This is a genomic window from Pseudomonas oligotrophica (genome assembly GCF_021726475.1).
GTDB lineage: Bacteria > Pseudomonadota > Gammaproteobacteria > Pseudomonadales > Pseudomonadaceae > Stutzerimonas > Stutzerimonas oligotrophica.
In genome coordinates, this window is sequence record NZ_JAKJRU010000010.1 from 28480 (window position 1) to 49479 (window position 21000).

At 68.3% G+C, this 21000-nt stretch carries 19 protein-coding genes; 10 read left to right on the forward strand and 9 right to left on the reverse strand.

From position 1 onward, the window contains the following. The first annotated feature begins 56 nt into the window (after window positions 1-56). Window positions 57-1394, forward strand: a complete 1338-nt coding sequence (locus L3N39_RS18355) for a sensor histidine kinase (RefSeq protein ID WP_237258860.1) — start codon at window positions 57-59, stop codon at window positions 1392-1394. Between the two features lie 3 nt (window positions 1395-1397). Here L3N39_RS18355 and L3N39_RS18360 read toward each other — a convergent pair whose 3' ends face one another. Further along, complete coding sequence (locus L3N39_RS18360; RefSeq protein ID WP_237258861.1) at window positions 1398-1964, reverse strand: NAD(P)H nitroreductase; 567 nt, start codon at window positions 1962-1964, stop codon at window positions 1398-1400. 71 nt (window positions 1965-2035) lie between these two features. Further along, a complete protein-coding gene (locus L3N39_RS18365; RefSeq protein WP_237258862.1) occupies window positions 2036-2407 on the reverse strand; it encodes a YkgJ family cysteine cluster protein in 372 nt (123 codons plus the stop codon). A gap of 188 nt (window positions 2408-2595) precedes the next feature. Between L3N39_RS18365 and L3N39_RS18370 the strand changes: the two genes are divergently transcribed. Then, window positions 2596-4047 (forward strand): TrkH family potassium uptake protein, encoded by a 1452-nt coding sequence (locus L3N39_RS18370; protein WP_237258863.1) that lies wholly within the window; start codon window positions 2596-2598, stop codon window positions 4045-4047. Here the strand turns inward: L3N39_RS18370 and L3N39_RS18375 are convergent. Both L3N39_RS18375 and L3N39_RS18380 read right to left on the reverse strand, forming a co-directional pair. After that, window positions 4041-4976 carry a DUF808 domain-containing protein gene (locus L3N39_RS18375; protein ID WP_237258864.1) on the reverse strand — a complete coding sequence of 312 codons (936 nt, stop codon included), beginning with the start codon at window positions 4974-4976 and terminating at the stop codon, window positions 4041-4043. The genes L3N39_RS18370 and L3N39_RS18375 overlap by 7 nt on opposite strands. Window positions 4977-4980: 4 nt before the next feature. Continuing rightward, the gene (locus L3N39_RS18380; RefSeq protein ID WP_237258865.1) at window positions 4981-6075 is read right to left on the reverse strand and encodes an AraC family transcriptional regulator; all 1095 of its coding nucleotides are present in this window, start codon (window positions 6073-6075) and stop codon (window positions 4981-4983) included. A 155-nt stretch (window positions 6076-6230) separates the two neighbouring features. Here L3N39_RS18380 and L3N39_RS18385 point away from each other — a divergent pair, with 155 nt between their 5' ends. From L3N39_RS18385 to L3N39_RS18395, 3 genes are all read left to right on the forward strand, one after another. After that, a complete protein-coding gene (locus tag L3N39_RS18385; RefSeq protein ID WP_237258866.1) occupies window positions 6231-6548 on the forward strand; it encodes an Mpo1-like protein in 318 nt (105 codons plus the stop codon). A gap of 214 nt (window positions 6549-6762) precedes the next feature. Then, a complete protein-coding gene (locus L3N39_RS18390) occupies window positions 6763-8151 on the forward strand; it encodes an adenylate/guanylate cyclase domain-containing protein (RefSeq protein WP_237258867.1) in 1389 nt (462 codons plus the stop codon). A 55-nt stretch (window positions 8152-8206) separates the two neighbouring features. Beyond that, window positions 8207-9076 carry a DMT family transporter gene (locus L3N39_RS18395; RefSeq protein WP_237258868.1) on the forward strand — a complete coding sequence of 290 codons (870 nt, stop codon included), beginning with the start codon at window positions 8207-8209 and terminating at the stop codon, window positions 9074-9076. A gap of 5 nt (window positions 9077-9081) precedes the next feature. Here L3N39_RS18395 and L3N39_RS18400 read toward each other — a convergent pair whose 3' ends face one another. Beyond that, complete coding sequence (locus tag L3N39_RS18400) at window positions 9082-9366, reverse strand: Rdx family protein (protein ID WP_237258869.1); 285 nt, start codon at window positions 9364-9366, stop codon at window positions 9082-9084. Between the two features lie 73 nt (window positions 9367-9439). On the opposite strand from L3N39_RS18400, the gene L3N39_RS18405 reads away from it, so the two are divergent. Beyond that, window positions 9440-11623 (forward strand): patatin-like phospholipase family protein, encoded by a 2184-nt coding sequence (locus L3N39_RS18405; RefSeq protein WP_237258870.1) that lies wholly within the window; start codon window positions 9440-9442, stop codon window positions 11621-11623. Window positions 11624-11631: 8 nt separating this feature from the next. Here the strand turns inward: L3N39_RS18405 and L3N39_RS18410 are convergent, their stop codons facing one another. Beyond that, on the reverse strand, window positions 11632-12063 hold the full coding sequence (locus tag L3N39_RS18410) for a MarR family transcriptional regulator (protein WP_237258871.1): 432 nt from the start codon (window positions 12061-12063) through the stop codon (window positions 11632-11634). Window positions 12064-12234: 171 nt separating this feature from the next. Further along, window positions 12235-14358 carry a DNA helicase RecQ gene (gene recQ / locus L3N39_RS18415; protein ID WP_237258872.1) on the reverse strand — a complete coding sequence of 708 codons (2124 nt, stop codon included), beginning with the start codon at window positions 14356-14358 and terminating at the stop codon, window positions 12235-12237. A 163-nt stretch (window positions 14359-14521) separates the two neighbouring features. Here recQ and L3N39_RS18420 point away from each other — a divergent pair, with 163 nt between their 5' ends. The 4 genes from L3N39_RS18420 to L3N39_RS18435 are packed head-to-tail and all read left to right on the forward strand — an operon-like array spanning window position 14522 to window position 18260. Next, complete coding sequence (locus L3N39_RS18420) at window positions 14522-15109, forward strand: UPF0149 family protein (protein ID WP_237258873.1); 588 nt, start codon at window positions 14522-14524, stop codon at window positions 15107-15109. A gap of 16 nt (window positions 15110-15125) precedes the next feature. Then, window positions 15126-15545, forward strand: coding sequence for a YbaN family protein (locus L3N39_RS18425; RefSeq protein ID WP_237258874.1), 420 nt, complete (start codon window positions 15126-15128; stop codon window positions 15543-15545). A gap of 46 nt (window positions 15546-15591) precedes the next feature. Next, window positions 15592-16305, forward strand: coding sequence for a cysteine protease LapG (gene lapG / locus L3N39_RS18430; RefSeq protein WP_237258875.1), 714 nt, complete (start codon window positions 15592-15594; stop codon window positions 16303-16305). Window positions 16306-16313: 8 nt separating this feature from the next. Continuing rightward, window positions 16314-18260, forward strand: coding sequence for a bifunctional diguanylate cyclase/phosphodiesterase (locus tag L3N39_RS18435; RefSeq protein ID WP_237258876.1), 1947 nt, complete (start codon window positions 16314-16316; stop codon window positions 18258-18260). Window positions 18261-18351: 91 nt separating this feature from the next. Here the strand turns inward: L3N39_RS18435 and L3N39_RS18440 are convergent, their stop codons facing one another. Continuing rightward, window positions 18352-18696 (reverse strand): tryptophan synthase subunit beta, encoded by a 345-nt coding sequence (locus L3N39_RS18440; protein ID WP_237258877.1) that lies wholly within the window; start codon window positions 18694-18696, stop codon window positions 18352-18354. Window positions 18697-18758: 62 nt separating this feature from the next. Next, window positions 18759-20981, reverse strand: a complete 2223-nt coding sequence (locus tag L3N39_RS18930) for a type I secretion C-terminal target domain-containing protein (RefSeq protein WP_237258878.1) — start codon at window positions 20979-20981, stop codon at window positions 18759-18761. Between the last annotated feature and the right edge of the window lie 19 nt (window positions 20982-21000).

A 21000-nucleotide genomic window follows, 5' to 3' on the forward strand; every position in this document is an offset into this window, starting at 1 on the left:
CCGACCGGTCGCCCGTGCGACCGGCCCGGCCGCGGGCTTTGCCGTGGAGGACCACCGTGCGCTCACTGTTCTGGCGAATCTTCGCGACCTTCTGGCTGGCCATCGCGCTGGTCGCCGGCCTGGCCCTGCTGCTCGGCCACGCGCTCAACCAGGACGCCTGGATCCTCAGCCGCCATCCGGGCGTCAACCGCCTCGCGCCGACCTGGACCGCGGTCTACGAGATGCACGGCCCGACCGCCGCCCAGCTCTACCTGGAGGAGCACCGGCGGCGTTTTCGCATCGACGTGCAGGTGCTGGCCGAGAATGGCCAGCCGGTGATCCGCGGCACCTTCCCGGCGCGCGCGGCGATCTTCGAAGCCCGCCAGAACCAGCATGACCAGCGCCTGCCCTGGCGCCGCCTGACCGACGACTACACCAGCCCGGCCACCGGCGCCACCTACCTGTTCATCTACCGTATCCCGCTGCCTGAATTGCAGGCGTGGCACCGCGGCAGCCTGCTCTGGCCGATCAGCGCGCTGGGCATCGCGCTGGTGGTGCTGGCCGGCTTCAGCCTGCTGCTGACCCTGTCGATCACCCGCCCGCTGGGCCGGTTGCGCAGCGCGGTGCACGACCTCGGCCAGACCACCTACCAGCAGAACTCGCTGGCGCGGCTGTCGCGCCGCCGCGACGAACTGGGCACCCTGGCGCGCGACTTCAACCGCATGGGTGCGCGCCTGCAGAGCTTGATCAACAGCCAGCGCCAGCTGTTGCGCGACGTCTCCCACGAGCTGCGCTCGCCGCTGGCACGCCTGCGCATCGCCCTGGCGCTGGCCGAACGGGCGACGCCCAGCGAGCGCGAGGCGATCTGGCCGCGCCTGCGCCTGGAGTGCGACCGCCTGGAGGCGCTGATCCAGGAGATTCTCGAACTGGCGCGCCTGGACGCCGACCCGGGCGATGCCGTGCCCGTCGAGCTGGAGCGGATCTTCGAACAACTGAAGGAAAATGCGCGACTGGTCGCGCCGGACCAGCGCATCAATAGCCACCTGCAGGCCGACATCGCCCTGCGCGGCTGGCCGGACATGCTGGAGCGGGCGCTGGACAATCTGTTGCGCAACGCCCTGCGCTTCAATCCCGAAGGCCAACCCATCGAGCTCAGCGCCACGACGGTCGACGGTCAGCTGGAACTCGCCGTACGCGACCATGGCCCGGGCGTCGAGGCCGACCACCTGCCGCAGCTCAGCGAACCCTTCTTCCGCGCCCCGGGCCAAACCGCTGCCGGCCACGGCCTGGGCCTGGCCATCGCCCGCCGCGCCGCGGAACGCCACGGCGGCAGGCTGCTCCTGGGCAACCACCCGCAGGGCGGCTTCGTCGCGACGCTGCAGCTGCCGCTGCAAGGCACCGCGAAAGGCGCCTGAGCCCTACTGCTGGCGCGGCGGCCAGGACGAGACGAAGTCCAGCGGGTCGAGCTGCGGCGCACTGCGCAGGCGGCCCTCGGGCGTGCCGAGATAAATGAAGCCGAGCAGGCGCTCGTCGGCGGCGAGGCCGAGCCCGGTGGCCACGTGCGGATCGAAGGCCAGCTCACCGCTGCGCCAGATGCCGCCGAAGCCGAGCGCCTGGGCCGCCAGCAGCAGCCCGTGGGCCGCGCAACCCGCCGCCAGCAGCTGCTCGCTCTCCGGCACCTTCGGGTGCGCCTGCAGACGCGCGATGATGGCCACCAGCAGGGGCGCGCGCAGCGGCATGTTGCGCGCCTTGGCCTGGGCCTCGGCCGCCGCCGGGTCGCGCTGGCGCACGGCATCGGCGAACAGCTCGCCGAGCGCCTGGCGCGCCTCGCCCGCGATGGTCAGGAAGCGCCAGGGGCGCAACTGGCCATGGTCCGGCGCACGCAGCGCCGCACGAAACATCAGGTCAAGCTGGTCGGCAGCCGGTGCCGGGTCGCCGAGGCGGGGCACCGATACACGGTTGAGCAGCAGGTCGAGCGCATCCATCCATCAACTCCTCGAGAGGTTGGCCGCCCATTAGAGGCGCATCTGCCGCGCCGTACAACCGCCGGCCCGGCTCAGGCCACCCGGTCCGGCGACAGCTGCGGCTGCAACGGCGGCACCAGCGGTGGCAGCCCGTGGGCGGCGCGCGCGGCATCGCAACGCTCGTTCGGCTCGCCGTTGCTCCAGGCCGCCTCGAACTCACGGCAGGCCGAGGAGCGCTGTTCGTAGACCGTGCAGCGTACGCCGCAGCCGACCTCGCCGAGCAGGCCGACACAGCGCGCCGGCTTGCTTTCGGTGCCGCGCATGGCGACGTGGAAGGGGCTGACCTGCACCGTCAGGTCGTCGGGCACGCTGCCGCCGGAAGAGGCGCATTCGCCCCAGAAGAAGGACACACGAAAGTGCGCGCAGCAGGCGCCGCACGTGAGGCAGGGATTGTTCGCGGACATGTGGGGTTACTACGGAAGAACCGGAAAGGGCCGGCGCCCGAGCGCGCTATTCTATTCATCGCCAGGCGCTTGGGAAGATGCCCGCGGCGTCGGCGCAAAAGCCGCCGGCAAAGCATTCGATGGACGGTTTACTGGCCCGAAGGCGCAGGTACAATGTGCGGCCTCGTTCACCTGAGCCGAGCCCCCGAATGGCCCTGCCGACCCTGCGCATCATCGGTTTCATCCTCGGCATCTTCCTCATCACCCTGGCCGCCAGCATGGGCGTCCCGATGGGCACCCTGCTGGTCTTCGACCGCACCGAGGAACTCAACGCCTTCCTCTGGGCCAGCCTGATCACCTTCGGCTGCGGCATGGCGCTGGTGATTCCCGGCCGCCCGGCGATGACCCAGTTGCGCCCGCGCGACATGTACTTCCTCACCACGGTCAGCTGGCTGGTGGTGTGCTGCTTCGCGGCGCTGCCGATGATGCTGCTGCAGCACATCAGCTACACGGACGCCTTCTTCGAGACCATGTCGGGCATCACCACCACTGGCTCGACGGTGCTCACCGGGCTGGATCACGCCTCGCCGGGAGTGTTGATGTGGCGCTCCATGCTGCAGTGGCTGGGCGGCATCGGCTTCATCGGCATGGCGGTGGCGATCCTGCCGCTGCTGCGCGTCGGTGGCATGCGGCTGTTCCAGACCGAGTCGTCGGACTGGTCGCAGAAGGCCCTGCCCCGCTCGCACGTGATGGCCAAGGCGATCCTCATCGTCTACCTGGGGCTGACGCTGGCCTGCGGCATCGCCTACTGGCTCAGCGGGATGACGCCCTTCGAGGCGATCAACCACGCGATGACCACCATCGCCACCGGCGGCTACTCGACCTCCGACAACTCGATGGCCAACTTCAGCCCCTCGGCGCACTGGGTCGCGGTGGTGTTCATGGCGCTCGGCGGCATGCCGTTCATCCTCATGGTCTCGACGTTGCGCGGCAACCGCTATGCGCTGCTCAAGGACCAGCAGGTCCAAGGCTTCGTGGTCATGCTGGTGCTGATCTGCCTGGGCTTCTCGCTGTGGCTGTGGGCCAAATCGGAGCACGCCTACCTCGATGCCCTGCGCATCGTTTCGCTGAACGTGGTCTCCGTCGTCACCACCACCGGCTACGCCCTGGGCGACTACACCCTGTGGGGCGAGTTCGCCGTGCTGGTGTTCTTCTACCTGACCTTCATCGGCGGCTGCTCGGGCTCGACCTCCGGCGGCCTGAAGATCTTCCGCTTCCAGGTCGCCTATTCGCTGCTAAGGGCCAACCTGCAGCAGCTGGTGCATCCGCGCGCGGTGATCAAGCAGCAGTACAACCGCCACCCGCTGGACGAGGAAATCGTCCGCTCGATCCTGACCTTCTCGTTCTTCTTCACCATTTCCATCGGCGCGCTGGCCCTGGCCCTGGCCCTGCTCGGCCTGGACATGCTCACCGCGCTGACCGGCGCCGCCACCGCGGTGTGCAATGTCGGCCCGGGCCTGGGCAGCATCATCGGCCCGGCCGGCAACTTCTCCACCCTGCCGGACGCCGCCAAGTGGCTGCTGTCGGCCGGCATGCTGCTCGGCCGCCTGGAAATCATCACCGTGCTGGTGCTGCTCACCCCGGCCTTCTGGCGTCACTGAGCAGGCGTCTCGCGCCTGCTGCCGAACAGGCGCTTGCCAAGACCGACCAGTGCCAACACCAAGCCGCCGGCGAGCACGCCGAACAGCGCGTTGAGCAGCGTCGGCAGCAGGCCGCCGAGCACGCTGCCGACGTAGGGGATGGCCAGGCTCTGCTCGGCGCTGTTCTCGATCAGGTGATGCACGGCGCCGATGCCGTGGGCGAGGATGCCGCCGCCGACCATGAACATCGCCGCGGTACCGACCACCGACAGCCCCTTCATCAGCCAGGGCGCCACCGCCAGGATGCCGTGGCCGATGCCCTGCAGCGCCGCGCTGCCGGCCCTGCTCAGCGCCAGGCCGAGGTCGTCGAGCTTGACGATGCCGGCCACCAGCCCGTAGACGCCGACGGTCATGATCAGCGCGATGCCGACCAGCACCGCCACCTGCGTGGCGAAGGTCGCTTCGGCCACCGTGCCCAGGGTGATGGCGATGATCTCGGCCGAGAGAATGAAGTCGGTACGCACCGCACCGCTGATCTTGCGCTTCTCGAAGGCGACCATGTCCACCGTCGGGTCCAGCAGCGCTTCGCGGCTGCCGGCGTGCTCGTCCTGGCCGCGGTGCAGGAAGCGGTGCGCGAGCTTCTCGAAGCCCTCGTAGCAGAGGAAGGCACCACCGAGCATCAACAGCGGCGTGATCAGCCAGGGCGCCAGCGCGCTGATCAGCAGCGCCGCCGGCACCAGGATCGCCTTGTTGCGCAGCGAGCCCTTGCACACCGCCCAGACCACCGGCAACTCGCGGTCGGCGCGCACACCGGCGACCTGCTGGGCGTTGAGCGCCAGGTCGTCGCCCAGCACGCCGGAAGTCTTCTTGGCGGCCACCTTGGTCATGACCGATACGTCGTCGAGGATGGATGCGATGTCGTCGAGCAGTGCCAGCAGACTGGAAGCCAATTGATCACCTGTCTTGCAAGTCGGAGGGGCGCGGCCTCGGCAGCCGCTCTGTGTTTAGGGCCGCGTGCTCGGACGTGGGTTCCTCGCCGGCACAGCGGGCGGCACGGAATTCGCTCGGCGTCAGCCGGTACCAGCGCTTGAACGCGCGGTAGAAGTTGCTCGGATCGGCAAAGCCCAGCAGGTAGGCGACTTCGAGCAGCGCCATGTCCGCCTGCGCCAGGTACTGGCCGGCCAGGTCGCGGCGGGTATCGTCCAGCAGGCGCTGGAAGCTGCTGCCTTCGGCGTGCAGGCGGCGCTGCAGCGTGCGTTCGGACAGGTGCAGCGCCTGGGCCACCGCGTCGCGGCGCGGCTCGCCATGCGGCAGCAACCTGCAGAGCACCTGGCGCACGCGATGGCTGATGCGACTGCCGGCGAAGCGCGCCAGGTAGTCACCGGCGAAACGGTCGTGCAGCTGCGCCAGCGCCTCGTTGGCGGTAGGCAGTGGCCGCTCGAGATCGGCAGCGGCGAACAGCAGCCGGTAGTCCGCACAGTCGAAGCGCAGCGGGGCCTGGAACAGTGCCTGGTAGGGCTTTGCATCCGCCGGAGGCGGGCTGGCGAAGCAGACCTCGAGGGGCTGCAGCGCGCGGCCGGCCAGCCAGCGGCAGAAGGCCAGGCAGGCAGCCAGCGAGGCCTCTGCCGCCTGCGGCGCTGCCGGCAGGTCGTCGCCGTGTACGCTGAGCACCAGCGCATAGCCCTCGGCCACCGGCTGCAGCCGCAGGTCGGCCGCCTCGGCGATGATCCGCTGGTAGCGCACCAGCCGGGCCAGGCCGTCCCTGAGGTTCTGACTGGCCATCAAGGCATAGCCGACGACGTGCAGGCTGCCCGGGTGGGTGACCTCGGCCAGGCTCAGGCCGATGGCCGGGTTGCCGGAGCGCTGCACCGCGCGCTGCCACAGCCGGGTCATGTCATCCTGGGCGAAACGGGCATCGGGGTCGGCCAGCGCGCCATGGTCCAGCCCCAGTTCGGCGAACAGGCTGCGCCCATCCAGGCCGCTTCGCTCCAGCGCCTGGACAATCGCACCGGCCCAACTGGAGGAGGTCGTGCGTGGAGTGCTCGTCATGGTCGTTGCGGTCTTCATCCGGCGGCAGGGCTGCGCTGCAAGGCTACTAAACTGGCACCGGCGGACACTGGCCTGCAAGCCCGGCGTTGCTAGGGTGCGCAGGCCCCGGGCGCAACGCCGGCCCGGACAATTACAACAACAACAGGAGGTTCGCCATGCGCAGCCAGACCACCGAGCGCTTCACCAGCTTCGCCGAGTTCTACCCCTTCTACCTCGCCGAGCATCGCAACCGTACCTGCCGCCGCCTGCACTTCGCCGGCAGCCTGCTGGTGCTGGCCATCCTGGCCTATGCCCTGGCCAGTGGCCAGTGGCTCTGGCTGCTGGCGATGCCGGTCGCCGGCTACGGCTTCGCCTGGGTCGGCCACTTCGTCTTCGAGAAGAACCGCCCGGCCACCTTCCAATACCCGCTGTACAGCTTCATGGGCGACTGGGTAATGCTGCGCGACATGCTGACCGGTCGCCTGCCCCTCTGATTCCAGGCGTCTAGACCGGGCCGTTGCGCGCGTTTGGCGTGGACGCGGGGCTTGGTTATCATCGCTGCCTCGGTCTGGCCGGGAAGGGCTGGTGCGATGCTTGCATCCAGCCGCCGGACCACCCAGATGTGCCTGGTTCGCCAAATAACCGTCGCGACCGGCCGCCAACAGCGCCTGGAACAGGGCGTCGTACAAATTCAGGGAAGCACGCCAGATGAGCACCATCACGGTCGAACGCCGCAACGGCCTCGCCACTCGCACGTTGCGCGAGTACTACTCGCGCGTCCTGGCCTACCTGGCCTGCGCCGCCACCCTGGCCGCCGGCACCTATACCCAGTTCTTTTCCGCCGACCTGCTGTGGATGGTGCCCTACGCCCTGCTCTACCCGCACTTCGCCTATCACCTGTCCTACCGTTTCAAACGCGACCACGCCGAGCGCACCTCGCAGGTACTGATCTGCCTGGACGCCTTCAACGCCGGCACCGGGGTCGTGCTGCTGGGCTTTGCCGTGGTGCCGAGCCTGATGTTCCTGCTCGCGCTGTGCTTCAGCGCGCTGGTTGGCGGCAGCCTGCATCGCATGCTGCTGGCGATGTTCTGCGCCGGCCTGGCGATCGGCGCCGGCTACCTGCTGCTGCCGTTCGAGTACCTGGGCACCACGCCGGCGCTCGTCTCGCTGGTGAGCATCCTGGTCACCTCGCTGTACATCTGTGCCACCGCCTACTACGTGCACCAGCAGGGCCTGCGCCTGGCGCAGGCGCGCAGCGAGATCGAGGCCGAGCAGGCCAAGGCCGCACGCCTGGCGCGCAGCCTCGCCAAATACCTGTCGCCGCAGGTGTGGGAATCGATCTTCAGCGGCAAGCGGCACGTGCGCCTGGAGACCCAGCGCAAGAAGCTCTCGGTGTTCTTTTCCGACATCAAGGGCTTCACCGAACTGTCCGAGGAGCTGGAAGCCGAGGCGCTGACCGACCTGCTCAACAACTACCTCAACGAGATGTCGAAGATCGCCCTCAAGTACGGCGGCACCATCGACAAGTTCGTCGGCGACTGCGTGATGGTGTTCTTCGGCGACCCCACCAGCCAGGGCGCCAAGAAGGACGCCGTCGCCGCGGTGTCCATGGCCATCGCCATGCGCAAGCACATGAAGGTGCTGCGCCAGCAGTGGCGCGCCCAGGGCATCACCAAGCCCATGGAGATTCGCATGGGCATCAACACCGGCTACTGCACGGTCGGCAACTTCGGCGCCGACACGCGCATGGACTACACCATCATCGGCCGCGAAGTGAACCTCGCCAGCCGCCTGGAAAGCGCCGCCGAAGCCAGCGAGATCCTCATCTCCCACGAGACCTACTCGCTGGTCAAGGACGTGATCATGTGCCGCGACAAGGGCCAGATCGGCGTCAAGGGCTTCTCGCGGCCGGTGCAGATCTACCAGGTGGTCGATTTCCGCCGTGACCTGGGCGCGACCTCCAGCTTCGTCGAGCACGAGATGCCGGGCTTCTCCATGTACCTGGACACCAACGGCGTGGAGAACTTCGACAAGGAACGCGTCATCCAGGCGCTGAACCTAGCCGCACAGAAGCTGCGCGACAAGGTCATACTCTGACCCGCATCGGCGTACGGCCAGCCTCGACCCGCACGCCATCGCCACCGGAACCACGATGACCCCACGCAACGCCCTGCTGGCGATCCACCTCGGCGCGCTGATGTTCGGCCTGTCCGGCGTGCTCGGCAAGCTGGCCGCCAGCACCCCGCTGACCATCACTTTCGGCCGCGCCCTGTTCGCCGTGCTGGCGTTGCTGCTGGTCGCCGCGCTGCTGCCGCGCAGCGGTGCCCTGCCCGACTGGCGCCAGCGCGGCCGGCTGCTGTTCGGCGGCCTGCTGCTCGGCGGGCACTGGCTGACCTTCTTCATCGCGGTCAAGACGGCCGGGGTCGGCATCGCCACCCTCGGCTTCGCCAGCTTCCCTGCCTTCACCATCCTGCTCGAGGGCCTGCTCTTCGGTGAACGCACGCGGCCGGCCGAACATGCCCTGGTCGCCCTGGTGAGCCTCGGCCTGCTGCTGGTCGCGCCCAACTTCGATCTCGCCAGCCAGGCCACCGGCGGGCTGCTCTACGGCGTCGCCTCGGGCCTGCTGTTCGCCCTGCTTTCGCTGCTCAACCGCGCGGTGACCCGCGGCCTCGACCCGGTGCAGTGCGCGCTCTGGCAGAACCTGGCCATCGTCGCCGTGCTGGCGTTGCCGAGCGCGCCCGCCTGGCGCCAGGTCCCGGCGCTGGACTGGCTGTGGATCGCCCTGCTCGGCGTGCTCTGCACCGGCCTGGCCCACAGCCTGTTCGTCGCCAGCCTGCGGGTGCTCAAGGCGCGCACCACCTCGGTGATCTTCGCCCTGGAGCCGGTCTATGGCATCGCCATCGCCTGGTGGCTGTTCGACGAACAGCCCGGCCCGCGCATGCTGGCCGGCGGTGCGCTGATCATCCTTGCCAGCATCATTGCCAGTCGCCTGAAGGCCTCCGCGCCAAGCGCCGGGGCCTGAGCCGTTCAGGGCCGGTCGTTGTGGCCGAGCGAGCGCTCCGGGTCGATGCGATCGCGCACCCGCTGCTTGAGCACCTTGGCCTCCGGGAAGCCGCCGTCGAGCTTGCGTTCCCAGAGCTGCTCGCCGTCGCAGGTAATCCGGAAGACACCGCCGCTGCCGGGCTCCAGGGCAACCCGGCCGAGGTCGTCGGCGAAGGTCGACAGCAGTTCCTGCGCCAGCCAGGCCGCGCGAAGCAACCACTGGCACTGCGTGCAATAGGTGATGACGATTTCCGGCTTGGCACGGTTCATGGCGGGGCTCCTGGCGATGGTGGCGGACCTATAATGCCCGAGCTCCGTCCCCCTTCGCTCGCCGGGTTCCGCCATGTACCGCCTGTTCTCGCTCCTGCTGCTCAGTTGCCTGCCGCTGTTGGCCAGCGCTGCCGACCTGCCTCGCACCGGCCTGGTGCTGTCCGGCGGTGCCGCTCGCGGGCTGGCGCACATCGGCGTGCTCAAGGCCCTGGAGGAACAGGACGTGCGCATCGACGCCATCGCCGGCACCAGCATGGGCGCGGTGATCGGCGGGCTCTACGCCTCGGGCTATACCGTCGCGGAACTGGAGCAGCTGGCCCGCACGCTCGACTGGCAGCAGGTGCTCTCCGACGACCCGCCGCGCGCCGACGTGCCCTTCCGCCGCAAGCAGGACGACCGCGACTTCCTGGTCAAGCGCAAGCTCAGCTTCCGTGACGACGGCAGCCTCGGCCTGCCGCTGGGGGTGATCCAGGGCCAGAACCTGGCCCTGCTGCTCGAACGCCTGCTGGTTCATGTCAGCGACACCCGCGACTTCGATCGCCTGCCGATCCCCTTCCGCGCGGTGGCCACCGACATCGCCAACGACGCCAAGGTGGTGTTTCGCAGTGGCCACCTGCCCCAGGCCATCCGCGCCAGCATGTCGATCCCGGCGGTGTTCGCGCCGGTGGAGGTCGACGGTCGCCTGCTGGTCGACGGCGGCATGGTCGACAACATCCCCATGGACGTGGCCCGCCAGATGGGCGTCGACCGCCTCATCGTGGTCGACATCGGCACGCCGCTGATGGCGCGCGACCAGTTGCTCACCGTGGTCGATGTGCTGAACCAGACGACCACCATGATGACCCGGCGCAACTCCGAGGCCCAGCTGGCCACCCAGCGCCCGGAAGACGTCCTCATCCAGCCGCCGCTGGCGGCCTACGGCTCCACCGACTTCGGCAGCACCGAGCAGCTGATGGATGCCGGCTACCGCGCCGCACAGGCGCTGCAAGGCCGCCTCGCCGAACTGCGCAGCCCCGCCGGTGGCAACCCGGCGCTGACCCTGGCGCGCAGCGCCGAGCCGCGGGCGCCGGTGATTTCGGCCATCCGCATCGAGAACGACTCCGAGGTGGCCGATGCGGTGATCCGCCGGCACATCCGCCAGCGCCTCGGCGAGCCGCTCGACCTCGGCGACCTGCAGAAGGACATGGGCACGCTCTATGGCCTGGACTACTTCGAGCAGGTCGAATACCGCGTGGTACACGGCCAGGTCGGCAACACCCTGGTGGTCAGCGCCAAGCAGAAGCGCGCCGGCACCGACTACCTGCGCCTGGGGCTGAACCTGTCCGACGATTTTCGCGGCGACAGCGCGTACAACATCGGCGCGAGCTTTCGCAAGAACGGCATCAACCCGCTAGGCGCCGAATGGCTCACGCGCCTGCAACTGGGCGACCGCCAGGAACTGTTCAGCGAGTTCTACCAGCCGCTGGACGCCGGCTCGCGCTGGTTCGCCGCGCCCAACCTGTATCTCGAGGCGCAGAACGTCGAAGCCATTCTCGATAACGACCCGATCGCCGAATACCGCCTGCAGCGCTATGGCTACGGGCTGAACCTCGGTCGCCAGATCGCCAACAACGGCGAGCTCCGCTTCGGCATCGGCCAGGCCTGGGGCGATGCCGACGTGCGGGTCGGCGAGCGCGACCTGCCGGACTTCAGCTTCAGCGAGGGCTACTACGAGCTGCGCTACTCCTTCGACACCCTCGATGACGTCGACTTCCCCCACGAGGGCGAGGACATCGGCCTGACGCTGCGGCAGTACACCCCCGGGCTCGGTTCCGACGAACGCTACCGGCAGTGGCAGCTGCGCCTGGACAAGGCGCTCGGGCTGGGGCCGAACACCTGGGTGATCGGCGGCCGCTACGGCCGCACGCTGGACGACACCGAAGTGGTCACCTCCAGCTTCCTGCTGGGCGGTGCTCGCCAGTTGTCGGGCTTTCGCCAGGACGCCGTGGCCGGGCAGAACATCAGCCTCGGCCGCGTCGTCTACTACCGCCGCATGACCCCGCGCGCCTTCCTGCCGCTGGATTTCCCCGTCTACCTAGGCGCCTCGCTCGAGCGCGGCCGCGCCTGGAACAACGACAACGACTTCGACAGCGGCTACATCAACGCGGCCAGCATCTTCCTCGGCTACGACACCCCGCTCGGCCCGCTGAACATCGGCTACGGCGCCAACGACCAGGAGGAGCAGGCGCTCTACCTGGACCTCGGGCGCAGCTTCTGAGGGCCGACTCAGCGCTTGTTGAGGTTGGCGAGGATCCGCGCGTGGACCTGCTGGCATTTGCGCAGGTCTTCCTCGGAGATGCCGGCGAAGAGTTCTTCGCGCACCTGGGTGGAGATCGCCTCGATGCGGCGGATCAGCGGCATCGCCGGTTCGCCGAGGACGATGCGCTTGGCGCGCCGGTCCTCGGGCGAGGCCTGGCGGTGCACCAGGCCCTGCGCTTCCAGGCTGTCGAGCAGCCGGGCCAGGGTCGGGCCTTCCACGGCGACGCTCTGCGCCAGTTCGCGCTGGGTCGGCAGGTGATCGAAACGGGCGAGATGCAGGAGAACCAGCCAGCGGGCCTGGGAAAGGCCAAGATCGGCCAGGCGGCGATCCAGTTCGGCGCGCCAGCCACGCGACAGTTGCGCCAGTTGCATGGCGAAGCGGTGTTGCTCGGTATACATGGGACCTGGAGTTCCAGAATTACTAATTATTAGCGAGCTAACCACAGCCCCGGAACACAAGGCAAGACTACCAATGGCGCGATGCAATCAACGAAACGGGCCGTCGCCCAGGCAGGCCGCGCGAAACCGGGCGCCGCGCCCGCCGGAGCGACGTCCGTCTGACGCAGCCGGTTACAGTTCGAACTCGGCCTGCAGCGCGGCACGCACGCAGAACAGCACCGCCTCGGGAACGCGGCCGGCGAACCGCGGCGCCAGCTCGGCGACCGCCGGCAGCTCGCCTTCGCCATCGAGGAACGCCGCCTGGATCTCCTCGAGCAGCGCCTCGGGCAGGTCCAGCGCCTGCTCCAGGCTCAGCTGCTGCTCGGCGATGGCCTCGGCGAGCATGGCGTAGACGTTCTTCTCGGTGCAGTCGAGCTGCCGGGCGATCTGCGCCGGGGTCATGCCGGCGCGCGCCAGGGACACCAGTTCGTGGCGCAGGTCGCCAGCCGACCGCACCGGCGCGGTGGCACCCTGCAGCGCATCGAGGAAGGCCTGGCCGTAGCGCTCGAGCTTGCGCGCGCCGACGCCGCTGACCCGCGCCATGTCGGCGAGCGAGCGCGGGTTGCTGCGCAGCATCTCCAGCAGCGTCGCATCGGGGAAGATCACGTAGGGCGGTACGCCATGCTCCTCGGCCAGCTTGCGGCGCAGCGCACGCAGCGTTTCCCAGGTTTCGCGTTCCTCGCCGCGCACCAGGCTGCTCGCCGGGCTGGCGCCGGGCTTGGCGGCCTTGCTCGGGATTTCCCGGCGCAGCTCCAGACGCACATCGCCGCGCAGCAGCGGCCGGCAGCTTTCGCTCAGGCGTAGCCCGCCGAAGCCTTCCAGATCGACGTCGGCCAGGCCGCGCGCCACCAGCTGGCGGAACAGCGTGCGCCACTCGCCTTCGGAGAGCGCCTTGCCGACGCCGAATACCGACAGCTGCTGGTGGCCGAAACTCCTGATCTTCTCGTTGTCCTTGCCCAGCAGGATGTCGACCAGATGGCCGACGCCGTAGCGCTGGCCGCTGCGGTAGATCGCCGACAGCGCCTGGCGCGCCGGCTCGGTGGCGTCCCAGGTCTGCACGCCGTCGATGCAGTTGTCACAGTGGCCGCAGGGCTGGTCGAGCACTTCGTCGAAGTAGGCCAGCAGTGCCTGGCGCCGGCAGCGGGTTTCCTCGCAGAGCGCCAGCATAGCGTCGAGCTTGTGCAGCTCGACGCGCTTGTGCTGCTCGTCGCCCTCGGAGTTGGCCAGCATCTGCTTGAGAAACACCACATCCTGCAGGCCGTAGGCCATCCAGGCGTCGGCCGGCAGGCCATCGCGGCCGGCACGCCCGGTCTCCTGGTAGTAGGCCTCCAGCGACTTGGGCAGGTCCAGGTGGGCGACGAAGCGCACGTTGGGCTTGTCGATGCCCATGCCGAAGGCGATGGTGGCGACCATGATCAGGCCTTCCTCGTTGAGGAAGCGCTTCTGGTGATAGCCGCGCAGCTCGTTGGACAGGCCCGCATGGTAGGGCAGCGCGGGAAAGCCCTGGGCGCAGAGGAACTCGGCGACCTCCTCGACCTTCTTGCGCGACAGGCAGTAGACGATCCCCGCGTCGCCACGGCGCTCGGCAAGGAAGCCCAGCAGCTGCTTGCGCGGCTGGTCCTTGGGCAGGATGCGGTAGAAGATGTTCGGCCGGTCGAAGCTGGACAGGAAGCGCTCGGCGTCCTGCAGGTGCAGGCGGCGGACGATTTCCTCGCGGGTACGCTTGTCGGCGGTCGCCGTCAGGGCGATGCGCGGCACCTGCGGGAACAGCTCGGCGAGCTGGCCGAGCTGCAGGTACTCGGGGCGGAAATCGTGACCCCACTGCGACACGCAGTGCGCCTCGTCGATGGCGAACAGGGCGATCTCGAGCCGCTGCAGGAACGCCAGCATGCGTGGCTGCACCAGGCGCTCCGGGGCGAGATAGAGCAGCTTGATCTCCTTGCGGCGGATCCGCTCGGCGATCTCGCGCTGCGCGTCGGCCTCGAGCATCGAGTTGAGCGCGACGGCCGGCACGCCGAGTTCGTCCAGCGTGGCGACCTGGTCCTCCATCAGCGCGATCAGCGGCGAGACCACCACCGTCAGCCCCTCGCGCAGCAGCGCCGGAACCTGGTAGCAGAGCGACTTGCCGCCGCCGGTGGGCATCAGCACCAGGGCGTCGCCGCCACTGGCGACCCGCTCGATGATCGCCGCCTGGTTGCCGCGGAAGGCGTCGTAGCCGAAAACGTCTTTGAGGATGCGTTGTGCCTGGTCGAGCATGCCGGTCTCCGAAACAAGGCGCGCAGTATACGCCAGGCGCCGCCCGCAGGCCGTCGCTCGACCGCCGGCCGGTCGCGCGGCGGCAAGCCCCGCGCCCGGCGAGTGGCCTCTAGGCCGCGGCTCGTCTAGAATCCGCCTGAATTCTTCCTCAAGGTAGTTCCCGATGTCCTTCGCCGAGCAACTCGCCCGTCTGCAAGTCTTCCTCGATGCCGATGACCTGCATGAGGAAGCGCTTGATTACATCGCTGCGCATGGCTACCTGACCGCGCTGTCCATCTGCTCCGAGCAGGTGCCCGAGCGCGAGTGGATCGACGCCCTGTTCGCCGAGCCGCCGAAATACCAGGACGACACCGAACGCGACGCCATCGAGGCGACGCTGGTCCAGCTCAAGGCCCACATCGCCCGCCAACTGGCCAGCGACGAGGACATGGAGCTGCCCTGCGAGCTCGACCTGGGCGACGATCCGGACGACTCCGAGCTGCGCGGCTGGTGCATCGGCTTCATGGAAGGGGTGTTCCTGCGCGAGGAAGCCTGGTTCGAGGACGCCGAGGAGGAAGTCAGCGAGCTGCTGCTGCCGATCATGGTCGGCTCGGGCCTGTTCGACGAGCAGCCCGAGTTCGCCGAGATCGCCGCCAGCCCCGAACTGGTCGCCGAGATGGTCGCGCAGATTCCGGAAATCCTCACCGCGCTCTATCTGATCTGCCATGCGCCCGAGGAAAAGCCCGCCCTGCTCAAGCCGCGGCGTCACTGACCACGGGCCGACCGCCATGAGCCGGCGCGAGGTGCGGCGCTATCGCAACCCGCTGTTGCGCTACGCGCTGCTCTCGTTCGGCTGGCTGGCGGTCGCGCTCGGCGTGATCGGCATCTTCCTGCCGGTCCTGCCTACCACGCCCTTTCTACTACTCGCCGCGGCGTGCTTCATGCGCAGCTCCGAGCGCTTCTACCTGTGGCTGGTCGAGCATCCCCGGCTCGGCCCCTGGTTCCGCGACTACCTGGAAGGCAACGGCATCCCGCTCAAGGGCAAGGCCTACACCATCGCCACCATGTGGCTGAGCATCGGTATTTCCTGCTGGCTGGTGCCCGTCGTCTGGGGGCGGATCGCGATGCTGCTCAGCGCCAGCCTGGTCACGCTGTATATCGTCAAACAGAAAACCCTGCGCACGGTCCAAGCCAAACCCCGCCAGTGAGCGCCCATCCCGCCGCTGGCGCCGGAATCGCTATGGAGAGCCGCCCATGCAGTTGTTGCACCCTGGTCGTGCAAGCCGCCACCGCCGCGGGTCGATGTGCCTGCTGCTCATCCTGCTGAGCACGTCGGCCTGGGACCTGGCACGCTCCACCGGCTGGCAGCGCTGGGACTTCGCCCGCATCTACCCCACCCTGGAAAAGCGCTACGGCCCGCTCGACGGCGCCCTGCCGCGCATCGAGGCCTGGCAGGCCTTGCTGCAGCAGGGCGGCGGGCTGTCCGAGCTCGAGCAGTTGGCCGAGGTCAACCGCTTCTTCAACCGCCACGTCCGCTTCAGCGATGACGTCCGCGTCTGGGCGCAGGAGGACTACTGGGCCACCCCCGCCGAGTCGCTGATCCGCGGCGCCGGCGACTGCGAGGACTATGCGCTGGCCAAGTACTTCACCCTGCGCCGGTTGGGCGTGCCCAGCGATCGGCTGCGCATTACCTATGTCAAGGCGCTGCGGCTGAATCAGGCGCATATGGTGCTGACCTACTACGCGACGCCCGGCGCCGACCCGCTGGTACTGGACAATATCGACGGCATCATCCGCCCTGCCTCGCAGCGCCGCGACCTGCTGCCGGTCTACGCCTTCAATGCCGAAGGCCTGTACATCCCGGGCGCCGGTGGCGGCAAACGTAGCGGAGATAGCAAAAGGCTGTCACGCTGGCAGGACGTCTTGCAAAGGATGCGGGCAGAGGGATTCGTCGTCGGTGAGGGCTAGGGGGACCTATGTCGTTACTCAAGCAGCTATTTCTCGCCATCTGCCTGTTTCTGGTGGTGGCCTTTGCGGGAAGCTTCTTCGCCAGCGTCGAGCATTCACGCGAACAATCGATCAGCCAGCTTCGCTCCCACGCCCAGGACGCGGCCACCGCGCTGGCCCTGTCGATGACGCCGCACGTGGACGACCCGGTGATGCTCGAACTGCTGGTCAACTCGATCTTCGACAGCGGCTACTTCAGCAGCATTCGCGTGGTGTCGATCAGCGACGAGCAGCCGATCGTCGAACGCACCAGCAACATCGCCAGCGAACAGGTGCCGGGCTGGTTCGCCGCGCTGGTGGACCTGCCGGCGCAGGGCGGCGACGCGCTGATCATGCGCGGCTGGGAACAGGCGGCGCGGGTCGAGGTGGTCAGCCACCCCGAATTCGCGCTGGCCAAGGTCTGGGACAGCACCATGGCCATCCTCTTCTGGCTGCTGGGCTGCGGCCTGCTGAGTGCCCTGCTCGGCGGTTGGCTGCTGCGACGCCAGCTCAAGCCGCTCGATCGCATGGTCGAGCAGGCGCATGCCATCAGCCGGCGCGAATTCGTCATCCTGCCCGAGCTGCCGCGCACCCCGGAACTGCGCCGCGTGGTCCTGGCGATGAACCAGATGGTCGCCAAGTTGCAGGGGCTGTTCGCCGAGGAAGCGGCACGCAGCGAGAAGCTGCACCAGCAGGCCTACCAGGACGACCTCACCGGCCTGGCCAACCGCCGTCTGCTGGGCCAGCGCCTGGCCACCCTGCTGAGCCCGGCGGAGCACCACGGCAGCGGCTACCTGGTCCTGATCCGCATCAACGACCTGCATGGCCTCAACCAGCGCCTCGGCAGCCAGTACAGCGACCGGCTGATCGGGGCGATCGGCGACCTGCTGCGACGTCTTCAGCGTGAGCGCGGGCAGCCCGACTGGCTGGCCGGTCGCAGCCGCGGCAGCGATTTCCTGCTGCTCGCCCCGGGGCTGCACGAAGCACAGGCTGGCGAGCTGGCCGAGGAGCTGAGCGCCGAGCTGGAAACCCTGCGCCCCACCGGCGCGAGCGACAGCGAGCCGGTCGCCTATATCGGCCTCACCGAATTCGGTGTCGGCGAAACCTCGGGCGAGGTGCTGGAGCGGGCCGACCAGGCCCTGGCGCTGGCGCAGAACGGCAGCGCGCCGAACTGGCAGGAATTCAGCCACCAGCATCCCGTCGCACACAGCGAACACGACTGGTACCAGATGCTTGACGAGGCTTTCCAGCGCCGGACCCTGGCGGTCTTCGTCCAGCCGGTGGTGCGGGCCTCCGACCCCGGCCAGGTCCTCCATCACAAGCTGCTCGCGCGCCTGCCGGCCGCGGGTGGCGAGCTGCTGACCGCCGGGCGCTTCCTGCCCTGGGTTGAACGGCTGGGTTGGGCGGCCCGCTTCGACCTGCTGATGCTCGAGCGTGCCATCGAGCATCTGCGAAGCCACCCGGCCGCGGTGGCCGTCAGCCTTTCCAGCACGACGCTACGCGACACCGGCACGCTCGACCGCATCGTCCAGTTGCTGCGCGACAACAGCCAGCAGGCCGGCTACCTCTACCTCGAGCTGGATGCGCGCCACCTGCCGACCAGCACCGTCCTGCAGCAGAGCAGCCAGGCCCTGCGAGCTACCGGAGCGCACGTCGGCCTGCAGCACTTCGGCGGCGACTTCAGCAGGCTCACCCACCTGGCCCACCTCGGATTCGTCCACCTGAAGATCGACGGCACCTACGTCCGCGGCATCGACCAGGACGAGGACAAGCGCCTGTTCATCGAGGCGCTCTACCGAACCACCCACAGCATCGAAGTACCGCTGATCGCCGAGATGGTGGAAACCGAGGCCGAGCGCACGACGCTGGCCGCGCTGGGGGTGGTTGGCGTGATGGGGCATGCGGTAGGTGCGCCGCAGCCGGCGCCTGATTACTGAGCGGCGTCATCGACCGCCGGCACGGCGCCGCGCGGCCCCGGCCGGGTGCGTGGCAACTTCGCAGGGTCGCGGCCAGCGGCGCCAAAGGTAACTAGAGCAAGCGCGGCTCGTCGTCGTCGCCAAGCAAGCCCATCAGACCGCCGAGGCGTGCGCGTTTCTGCTCGCGCGCGCGCAGCTTGCGTTGCGCCGCTGCCGGCAGATCGGTGAAGCGGATGACGCCACGCTCGATCAGCACGCCGATGAGGTCCTCCAGTACCCGCACCATCTCCAGGTCGGAAGCCTGCAAGCCGACCCGCTGCGCATGCTCGTCGTTGCTGGCCGCGAGCCAGTCCTGGGCTTCCTCGCTGTCGGCCAGCATGGTGCCGGTCATGCCTTCGAAGGGCTCCGCCTCGACCCGCAGGAGCCGCCCGTCCCGATTGCGCTCGATATAGAGCATGCAGTTTCCCCCGGATGAACGAACCCGCCGCCGTTGCGGGCGGCGGGTCCAGGCTACCCCGATCAGGTGTTGTCGACCTTCAGGGCGTTGTCGGCGATCAGGCTGTCGATTACCGCCGCCTCGTTGGTGGTGCCGTACAGCTGCGCCAGGTCCACGCCGGCCAGGGTAATGTCCTGCACCGGCGCTCCGCCGGGCGTGACGCTGACCGAGATGGTGGTGCTATCGCCGAAGGCGAAGGTCAGGTAGCTGTCCAATGTGGCGCCGTCGGAATCCACGCCTACCAGCAGCTCCGACAGGTCGAGCACGTCCGACGTCGCGCCATCGGGATCGATGTGGAAGTCGGTGATGGTGTCGCTGCCATTGTCGCCCATGCGCCAGACGAAGGTGTCCCGGCCGGCGCCGCCGGTCATGCTGTCGTCGCCCAGGCCGCCAATCAGGATATCGTCGCCGCCGCCGCCGAGCAGCGTGTCGTCACCGGCTCCGCCATCCAGGTAGTTGGCCTGCGCATCACCGGTCAGCAGGTCGTCGCCGCTGCCGCCGGTGACTCCTTCGATGTCGACATAGCTGTCGCCGTCGGCCAGACCGCCGATCCCTACTCCGGTCGCCAGGTTCACCGTGACACCGACCTCGTCGGCACTGTAGTCGGCGATATCCATGCCGGTGCCGCCGTCGAGCGAGTCGGCACCGGCCCCGCCGATCAGTACATCATCGCCTGCGCCACCGACCAGCACATCGTCGCCCAGCCCGCCGACCAGCAGGTCATTGCCGTCGCCGCCGACCAGGGTGTCGTCGCCAGCACCGCCGGCCAGGTAGTTGTCGGACTCATCGCCGACCAGGCTGTCGTTGCCGGAACCGCCGATGAACCCTTCGATGCCTGTGTAGCTGTCGCCCGCGGCCGTGCCAAGGGTGCCGATACCCACGCCCACCCCGCCGGCCGCCAGGCTGGCAGCGATGCCGGTGGTGTCGTCGCTGTAGTCGACGATATCGAAGCCCATGCCGCCGTTGATGGTGTCGACCAGGCTGCTGCCGGCAATCACGTCATCGGCCGTTGTGCCATCGAGCACGAAGGTGGTCGTGGTGTCCTCCGCCACGACATGCACGTTCAGCGTGGAGGTCGCGCTGAGGTCGCCATCGCCGTCCACCGCCACCACGTCGAATGCCAGTTGCTGGTCGCTGGGCAGCAGCGTCGTGTCGATGGTCGTGTTGGAGAAGCGAACTCGGCCATCGCCCGACGTGCCGGTGAAGGTCAGCTGGTTGAAGCTGATGGTCGGATCGATCTCGATCATCGTGCTGGTCGAGCCGATGCTCACCGTGCCGCTCTGCGTCTGGTTGGTGATGGTGTTGGTGGCCACCCAGGTGACCAACAGGGAGCCGCTGACCTGGTTGATGCCGAGCGTCACCTTGTCCACCAGCCGGTAATCGGTGCCAGCCGGCGCATCACCGACCGAGCCGATCTCGTGGAACTCCATGGTGAAATTCTCGCCGAGGCTGAAGAACTGGTTGTCGATACCGAACCCCTGAACCGACGAGTTGATCGCACCCGAGGTGCTGCTGAACTCGATCTTGCCATCCGGTGTTTCGGCAAAGTACGGGGAGTGCCCGGCTGCCAGGTTGGTCAACGAGTAGGTCAGCTGCGTCGACGCCTCCGGCTGGACGAGGTTGAAGCTATAGGTGCCGTTGGCATACACCGTCAGCGTGAACACGGTTTCGCTGGCATCCGACAGCGCCGTCAGGGTGGTGCTGACCAGGTTGCCATCGCCATCGAAGCTCGAGACCGTCTGGTAGGTAATGCCGCTGAGCACCGGACCGGTGATCTGGAACGGAGCCAGGCCATCGGCACCCGGCACGACGCTGAACGTCCCGTTCACCGAGCCGACCTCGTTGGGGATGACCGCGTTGACGAAGCTGCCCAGCGTCGGCAGGTCGTCCAGCACGCCGATGACCAGGTCGCTCGAGGCACTGGCCAGGCCATCCGAGACGCTGACCGAGAAGGTGTCGCTCTCCGTCCCTGCCAGGTCCTCGGTGGCATCGGTCAGTTGGTACTGGTAGCTGACCACGCCGGTCGTGCTGTCGTAGCCGAGGATGGTCAGCATGCCGTAGGCACCGGCAAAGGTACTGCCGATCAGGTTGGCGATATCGACCACCGTGGAGTTGATCGTGACGGTCTTGATGTCGTCCAGCCCATCCACGTCGCCCAGCGTGAAGGTGCCATAGCCGAATTCGCTGTAGCTGGTGGGATCGGAGCCAAACGGCAGCCCCGTTTCGGAAACCGTCGCGCCGACCACGCTCAGCGTCGGGCCGTCG